Source organism: Micromonospora sp. NPDC005206 (assembly GCF_040608175.1).
Taxonomy (GTDB): domain Bacteria; phylum Actinomycetota; class Actinomycetes; order Mycobacteriales; family Micromonosporaceae; genus Micromonospora.
In genome coordinates this window covers 25,126-31,980 of record NZ_JBEXHU010000040.1, presented here as the reverse complement: position 1 = coordinate 31,980, position 6,855 = coordinate 25,126, and the positions used below count along the sequence as shown (strand labels likewise).

General features: G+C 68.5%; 9 protein-coding genes. 3 read left to right on the top strand and 6 right to left on the bottom strand.

The features are described 5' to 3' along the window. The coding region (locus ABZU69_RS35165; protein WP_354968568.1) for a metal-sensing transcriptional repressor at positions 1-128 on the bottom strand (128 nt) is incomplete at its 3' end. 342 nt (positions 129-470) lie between these two features. Between ABZU69_RS35165 and ABZU69_RS35160 the strand changes: the two genes are divergently transcribed. Then, on the top strand, positions 471-716 hold the full coding sequence (locus ABZU69_RS35160; protein WP_354968564.1) for a hypothetical protein: 246 nt from the start codon (positions 471-473) through the stop codon (positions 714-716). A 117-nt stretch (positions 717-833) separates the two neighbouring features. Here ABZU69_RS35160 and ABZU69_RS35155 read toward each other — a convergent pair whose 3' ends face one another. Then, complete coding sequence (locus tag ABZU69_RS35155) at positions 834-1,310, bottom strand: DUF2269 domain-containing protein (RefSeq protein WP_354968563.1); 477 nt, start codon at positions 1,308-1,310, stop codon at positions 834-836. Between the two features lie 345 nt (positions 1,311-1,655). Here ABZU69_RS35155 and ABZU69_RS35150 point away from each other — a divergent pair, with 345 nt between their 5' ends. Then, positions 1,656-2,231 carry a TetR/AcrR family transcriptional regulator gene (locus ABZU69_RS35150; protein WP_354968562.1) on the top strand — a complete coding sequence of 192 codons (576 nt, stop codon included), beginning with the start codon at positions 1,656-1,658 and terminating at the stop codon, positions 2,229-2,231. Between the two features lie 99 nt (positions 2,232-2,330). On the opposite strand, the gene ABZU69_RS35145 is transcribed toward ABZU69_RS35150, so the two are convergent. Genes ABZU69_RS35145 through ABZU69_RS35130 form a run of 4 tightly spaced genes read right to left on the bottom strand, consistent with a single transcriptional unit; the run spans position 2,331 to position 6,251 of the window. After that, positions 2,331-2,735 (bottom strand): GNAT family N-acetyltransferase, encoded by a 405-nt coding sequence (locus ABZU69_RS35145; RefSeq protein WP_354968561.1) that lies wholly within the window; start codon positions 2,733-2,735, stop codon positions 2,331-2,333. 38 nt (positions 2,736-2,773) lie between these two features. Further along, positions 2,774-5,023, bottom strand: coding sequence for a heavy metal translocating P-type ATPase (locus ABZU69_RS35140; RefSeq protein ID WP_354968560.1), 2,250 nt, complete (start codon positions 5,021-5,023; stop codon positions 2,774-2,776). Between the two features lie 12 nt (positions 5,024-5,035). Continuing rightward, the gene (locus ABZU69_RS35135) at positions 5,036-6,007 is read right to left on the bottom strand and encodes a hypothetical protein (protein ID WP_354968559.1); all 972 of its coding nucleotides are present in this window, start codon (positions 6,005-6,007) and stop codon (positions 5,036-5,038) included. 34 nt (positions 6,008-6,041) lie between these two features. Next, positions 6,042-6,251 carry a cation transporter gene (locus ABZU69_RS35130; RefSeq protein ID WP_354968558.1) on the bottom strand — a complete coding sequence of 70 codons (210 nt, stop codon included), beginning with the start codon at positions 6,249-6,251 and terminating at the stop codon, positions 6,042-6,044. 156 nt (positions 6,252-6,407) lie between these two features. On the opposite strand from ABZU69_RS35130, the gene ABZU69_RS35125 reads away from it, so the two are divergent. Next, positions 6,408-6,704, top strand: a complete 297-nt coding sequence (locus ABZU69_RS35125) for a metal-sensitive transcriptional regulator (RefSeq protein ID WP_238671415.1) — start codon at positions 6,408-6,410, stop codon at positions 6,702-6,704. The last annotated feature ends 151 nt before the right edge of the window (positions 6,705-6,855 follow it).

Genomic DNA, 6,855 nt, shown 5'->3' with positions numbered 1-6,855 from the left:
GCAAGCTGGGTCAGCGCCTCACGGCAGTCCTCGCCGTTCTCCATCATCTCGATGACCGCATTGAGCTGCCCTCGGGCTCGCTTCAAGCGAGTCAGAGCCTCGCCGGTCATCTCGGGACGCAACTTCATCTCATCTACCTCCGCATCCCACGGTAACACATACCCTGGGGGGTATTCCGGGCGATGATCTCCGCCCTAGCCCAGAACCGTCGCCAAGGTGATCGCGCCCGGCCCAGGTCAGCCGGCTGCCACTGACGCGACGTATGACGGCCGCCTGGGTCATAGCGTCACCGGCATGCGAACCCGGCAGGAGGCCAGAACGGCACTGCACCAACGATGCCCAGGCGGGGCATTCGTTTCCCCCACGGAGCCTCACCGCGCAGGAGAGCGCACCTTGACCACTGGCGTGGCAACTCGCCGACTCGACTACGCCGTCGGCGCTTCGGACAGGTTGCGGACGATGTGGTCGGCGTGAAGCAGGGCTTGCCGAAGCAGTCGCCGGACGTGGTCGTCGCTGCGGAGGAGTACGCGACGGTTCCCTGGCGACGTCCCTTGACCAGCAGCAAGACGGAGCTTGGCCAGGTATTGACTGACTGCCGTGGGTGCGGCTCCAGCATCGACGCCGACAACATCGCTAGCGTCGCCGTTGCCCGCGCTATCGGCTTCGAACCCACCGGCGACGCCACCTCACCCGGCGTAGCCCCCGCCCCCTCCTGACCTGGCATCACCGCTCATCGACCAGTCCTTAATTGACCAGGGACGGCCATGACCTAGGGCGCGTTGCGGAAGTGGATCAAGCTCAGGTGGCTCGCAGAGAAGACGCAACAACATCCATCACGCCCTGCCAGACTCTTCACCGTGACGGGCGGTGACCCTTGCCGGTGATGGTGGCCGGCCGAATCCCGTCAGACCCCTCGGCTTGTAGACGGCCAACACCGTCGCCGCGAGCAAAATGACCAGGCCGCCGATCGCATGCACGACCAGCGAAACGACTGCCTCACGCCACTGCTCCCCGCTCGCTACAGGCGCGGAGGCCATCCCTACGTCGGCAAGCGCAGCAATCGGCTCCAGCTGGAGCAGCAGCACCACCGTGGCCACCGCAACCAACGCCAGCTTGATCAGCACCCACCAGTGACGCACCAACCCCCAGGGCGACGCCAGCGATGACACCACGCCACTGAGCAGCGACGCGACTGCGAGCGGAGCGATGGCGAACCGGACTGACAAGTCCATTGCCACATATCCGGCCGCCGTCACCATCGCATCGTCACTGCGCAGCGCCGCCAAGGCCAGGACCAGGAAGACGACCACCGCGCCGAGCCACCCCAACGAGGCAACGACGTGCGCAGTCAACGCGGCCTTACGCCAGCGTTGCCGCAACACGGCTTACCGTCCGCCCGGCAGGTGCCGGCCAGGACCGTGCTCACCGGCCACGCCACTCACCTGGATGACGACGAACACGACCAGCAGGGCCGCTACAACCAGGCCAATGACCTTCACCCACCGCGGCACGCCCGTCGGAGTCCCCGGTCCGCCTGCTTGACCCGCCATCTGACTCTCCCAACCGATCCCAGCAACGACTGCCAAATTTTTACGAGACACTGTGTCTCTGTCAAGTCAGAGTGTCTGCGGTGTGGCGGCATGTATCATATGACGGTGCCGAGGCTGTGGAACGACACGATTGAGGCGCACCGAGCGGCGGTGCGCGACGCAGTTCTTGACGCCGCAGCAACCCTCGTCGCCAGTCACGGGCTGACCGGCGTGACCATGTCCCGGATCGCCGAACTCACTGGCATCGGCCGCGCCACCCTCTACAAGTACTTCCCGGACGTCGACGCGATCTTGCTTGCCTGGCACGAGCGCCAACTCGCCCAGCACCTAGATCACCTCAGCGCCATCCGCGAGCAAGCCGACACCCCGTCGCCGCGGTTGCGCGCCGTGCTCGTCGCCTACGCGCGGCTCTCACAGCACCGCCACGGTGGTGACCTCGCTGCCGCACTGCATCAAAGCGACCACACCACCGAGGCCCACGCGCGACTGCACACGCTTGTGCGGGAGCTGATCACAGACGCTGCCGAAGTCGGTCAGGCTCGTGTCGACGTTCCCGCCGATGAACTGGTGGCCTTCTGCCTGCACGCCCTGACCGCCTCGAGCACGGTGGCCTCGGACGACGGGCTCCAGCGCCTGGTTACTCTCACCCTCACCGCACTCAAGCCCACCGCCGCAGACTGACGTCCGAACCATCCGCCCAGAACCGGCTCGGCCGACACCGCTCTCCTGTTGCCGAACGGCAGTGGAGACGCGGCCCCCACGAGGATCAGCATGCAGGCGTCAGAGTCGGCGAGCCATGCCGACCGACTCTGGCGCGGTCTCCGCGAAGCCGTACTGTGCGTAGAGGTGGCGCGCGGCACCGTCCGCGATGAGTGAGATGTAGGCGGTGCTAGGCGCGCGATCCAGGAGTCGCTCCATCAGTGCAGCCATGATCCTCTTGCCGACTCCTCGGCCCTGATGCTCGGGCAATACGCACATGTCAATGATCTGGAAGGCGGTGCCGCCGTCACCGATGACGCGGCCCATGCCTATCGGTTGGTCACCCTGGTAGGCGACGACGGCGTGCCATGTGCCGTCCAAACCCGCGGCCGCTGCTGCGGCTGACTTGGCGCTCAGACCGGCGGCGACCCGCAGGTGTCGGTAGACCTCGACCGATGGCGTTTCTGCTCGTAAGACGTATGTCATGACCGTGAGGGGTCCCTTCGGGTGCGGCCTGCGCACCGCTACGCGTTGGTGGCGTGGAAGCGGCGCAGGCGGAGGCTGTTAGCGACCACGAACACCGAGGAGAACGCCATCGCTGCGCCGGCGATCATCGGATTGAGCATTCCCGCCGCGGCCAGCGGCAGGGCAGCCAGGTTGTAGGCGAAGGCCCAGAACAGGTTGCTCTTGATGATCCTCAGGGTTCGCCGGGACAGGCGAATGGCGTCCACGGCGGCGGTCAGATCGCCGCGGACGAGTGTCAGGTCTGAGGCCTCGATGGCCACGTCGGTGCCGGTGCCCATGGCCAGGCCGAGGTCGGCTTGGGCGAGCGCGGCGGCGTCGTTGATCCCGTCGCCGACCATGGCCACGACCTTTCCGTCGGCCTGCAGGCGCTTGACCACGTCGACCTTGTCGGCGGGCAGCACCTCAGCGATCACCTGGTCGATGCCGACCTCGGTGGCGACGGCGTTCGCGACGGTGGTGTTGTCGCCGGTGAGCAGCACCGGGTTCAGGCCCAGCGCCCGCAGCTGGTCGACTGCGGTTCGGCTGGTTGGTTTGACCACGTCGGCCACGGCGAGGACGCCGCGGGCCTGTCCGTCCCAGCCGGCCAGCACGGCCGTCCGGCCGGCGGTTTCGGCCTCGCTGGCCGCCCGCTCGACCTCGGCGGATACCTGCAGGCCACGTTCGCGCAGCAGGCGGGCTCGGCCGACCATGAGGTCGCGGCCCTCGACGGTGCCGGTGACGCCGAGCCCTTCGACGTTGGCGAAGTCATTGACCGTCGGTAGCGTCCCGGCGGTGGCGGCGCCGGTGGCGATCGCTTGGGCGATCGGGTGTTCGCTGGCGAGCTCAAGCGCTCCGGCGAGCCGAAGCAGGTCATCGGCGTCCTGGCCGTCGGCTGGCAGCACGTCGACCAGTGTCATCTTTCCGGTGGTCACGGTGCCGGTCTTGTCCAGCACGACCGTGTCGACCCGCCGGGTGGACTCGAGCACCTCGGGTCCCTTGATGAGGATGCCGAGCTGGGCGCCGCGGCCGGTGCCGACCAGCAGCGCTGTTGGGGTGGCCAGCCCGAGGGCGCAGGGGCAGGCGATGATCAGTACGGCGACCGTGGCGGTGAACGCGGCCGCCAAGCCGCTGCCGTTGCCGATCCAGAAGCCGAGCGTGCCGACCGCGAGGGCGATCACGATGGGGACGAAGACGCCGGAGATCCGGTCGGCCAGCCGCTGCACCGCGGCCTTACCGGTCTGCGCCTGCTCGACGAGCTTCGCCATCTGGGCGAGCTGCGTATCTCCGCCGATACGTGTGGCAGTGACGACGAGCCGACCGCCTGCGTTGACGGTGGCGCCGACCACGGCGTCGCCCGGGCTGACCTCGACCGGGACGGACTCGCCGGTCAGCATGCTGGCGTCGACCGCCGAGGTGCCCTCGTCGACCACCCCGTCGGTGGCGATCTTCTCCCCGGGCCGGACCACGAATCGGTCCCCGACCGCGAGCTGGTCGATAGGGATGCGAGTTTCGGCGCCATCCCGGAGGACGGCGACGTCCTTCGCGCCGAGTTCCAGCAGGGCGCGTAGGGCCGCTCCGGCGGTTCGCTTGGAGCGGGCCTCGAAGTACCGGCCGGTGAGGAGGAATGTCGTGACGCCGGCTGCGGCTTCGAGGTAGATGTTGCCGGCGCCGTCGGAGCGGGTGATGTCGAAGCTGAACGGGTGGGTCATGCCCGGCATGCCTGCGTCGCCGAGGAACAGCGCCCACAGCGACCAGCCGAACGCGGCGAGGGTGCCCAGCGAGATCAGGGTGTCCATGGTCGCGGCGCCGTGCCGCAGGTTGATCAAGGCGGCACGGTGGAACGGCAGGGCGCCCCAGACCACGACCGGGGCGGCGAGGGTCAGCGACAGCCATTGCCAGTACTGGAACTGCATGGCTGGCACCATCGCCAACAGGACCACCGGCACGCTCAACGCAACCGAGACCCACAGCCGGGTGCGCAGGCTGCGCAGTTCATCGACTGGCTCTGACGGCTCGGTTGTCGCGGCGGAGGCTGGCGGGGAGGCGGTGTAGCCGGTCTTCTCCACAGTGGCGATCAGGTCGTCCGGGGTGACCTCGCCGGCGTACCGGACGGTGGCCTTCTCGGTGGCGTAGTTGACCGTGGCGGACACACCGTCCATCCGGTTGAGCTTCTTCTCGATCCGGGCGGCGCAGGAGGCGCAGGTCATCCCCCCGATGGACAGCTCGATCTGGTTCGGGGCGAGCTGCAGGGGTTTCGCAGTGGACGTCATCGCATCCTCCGGTCAGTTGTGGCCGTGGCCGGGTTCGCCGTGCCCATCGGTGGCGGCTGGGGTCGGGCTGTTCGACGTCGACGGCGTCGCTAGGCCGGGCTCGGTGGAGGTGCCGGCGACGAGGGTGAATTCGGCGGTCCGTACGGTTCCGATGTGCTGGAAGTCGAGGTAGAGGCGGTACGTGCCGGCCGAGGGAACCTCGGCGTAGAAGGTGACCTGCGGGCCGGGCTGGGTGCGCCCGTCACCGGGTTCTCCGTCGGGGTGCACGTGCAGGTAGGCCAGATCGCCCTGGCGCAGGGCGACCAGGTGGCCGTACGCGCCGAGGTAGGGCTGCAGGTCGGTGACCGGTGCGCCGTTCCGGTTGATGGTCAGGGTCAACTTCGCGGTACTGCCCGGCCGCAGGTCACCGTCGAGGGCGACGGTGTATCCGTCGACGGTGGTGGTGCGTGCGGGTGCGGGTATCGGACGTGGGGTGAACGCGCCGGGTAGGGCGACGTCGACGCCGAGGGTGAGTGGCTGGCCGCCGGTGGGGGTGAAGTCGGCGAAGGCGCGCCAGCTTCCGGGGTCCCCGAAGGGTGAGGCCACCTGCCAGGTGCCGTCGGGGGCCATGTCGGGGTGCACGTGCCGGAAGCCGGACAGGTCCCGGCGGGTGACGATGAGGTGCATCCGCTTGTCGTGCGCTTCGTCGAAGGCCGTGACGGTCCGACCGCCCGGACCGGTGATCCGGAAGGCGAACTCACCGCTTGAGGCGGGAACCGGGGTCAGGGTGTAGCCGCGGTCGGAGATCAGCAGGCCACCGGGGATTTGCGTGGCGGCTTCGGTCCCAGCTTCGTCATGGCCCGCGCTGCCGTGCTCGGCGGTGGTGTCATGGCGGGTTTCGGCGGCCGGGGCGACGGGGTCGGCCAGTTGGCCGACCCCGTACGCCGCGCCGAACACCGCCGCGAGACCGACCGCGAAACCGCTCAGCTTCGTCGCCGTGTTCATGACTGGCACCTCGGGTTCTCTCGGTGAGGGACTGTCAGGCGTCGACGAGGTCGTAGCCGGCCTCGTCGACTGCGGCCCGGACGGCCGCTGGGTCCAGGGGCGCCTCGCTGGCGACGGTGACCTGCCCGGAGGCGAGGTCGACCTGGACGTCGCGGACGCCGGCGATGGCGCTGATCTCGGTGCTGACCGAGTTGACGCAGTGCCCGCAGGTCATGCCGTTTACCTGGTACGTGGCGGTGGTCATCAAAATGCTCCTCTCAACGCCCTCACGCGATACCCCCCGGGGGTAGTGGCGCGCCTCGCAGTTGGACTTGGGGCACCGACCGCCGGGATACCTGGAGGGGGTATGGCTCTCTACGCACCGTAGCATACCCCCGAGGGGTAAGGTACCCTGGGTTCCATGACCACACCCACTCCGATCCGCGGATACACCGCCAGCAAGGATCAGCTGCTCGCGCGGCTCCGCCGCGTCGAGGGGCAGGTCCGGGGCATCGAGAAGATGGTCGACGACGACCGCTACTGCATCGACGTGCTCACGCAGATCTCCGCGATCCAAGCTGCCCTCGACAAGGTCGCCCTCGGCCTGCTGGACGGGCACGCCCGGCACTGCATGCACGAGGGCGCCGCCGACGGCCGTGCCGACGAAATGGCCACCGAGATGATGGCCGCCGTTGGCCGGCTCATGAAGCGCGGCTGATCTCCAGCGATCGGTAACCCCAGCTCTCGGATCAGCGCGACAAGCCGGCCGTTAGACCACCGGAGAAGCTCCGCCGTTCCGTCGGCCGAGGCAGCCGGCGCAAATGCACCAGCACGCTGCCCCCAGGCACCGCCCAAACGACGAGATGCCG

Bases quoted from the DNA above. Each gene is read 5' to 3' on its own strand.
- ABZU69_RS35145 (WP_354968561.1), bottom strand. From the start codon at position 2,735: ATGACATACGTCTTACGAGCAGAAACGCCATCGGTCGAGGTCTACCGA.
- ABZU69_RS35140 (WP_354968560.1), bottom strand. From the start codon at position 5,023: ATGACGTCCACTGCGAAACCCCTGCAGCTCGCCCCGAACCAGATCGAG.
- ABZU69_RS35135 (WP_354968559.1), bottom strand. From the start codon at position 6,007: ATGAACACGGCGACGAAGCTGAGCGGTTTCGCGGTCGGTCTCGCGGCG.
- ABZU69_RS35130 (WP_354968558.1), bottom strand. From the start codon at position 6,251: ATGACCACCGCCACGTACCAGGTAAACGGCATGACCTGCGGGCACTGC.
- ABZU69_RS35125 (WP_238671415.1), top strand. From the start codon at position 6,408: ATGACCACACCCACTCCGATCCGCGGATACACCGCCAGCAAGGATCAG.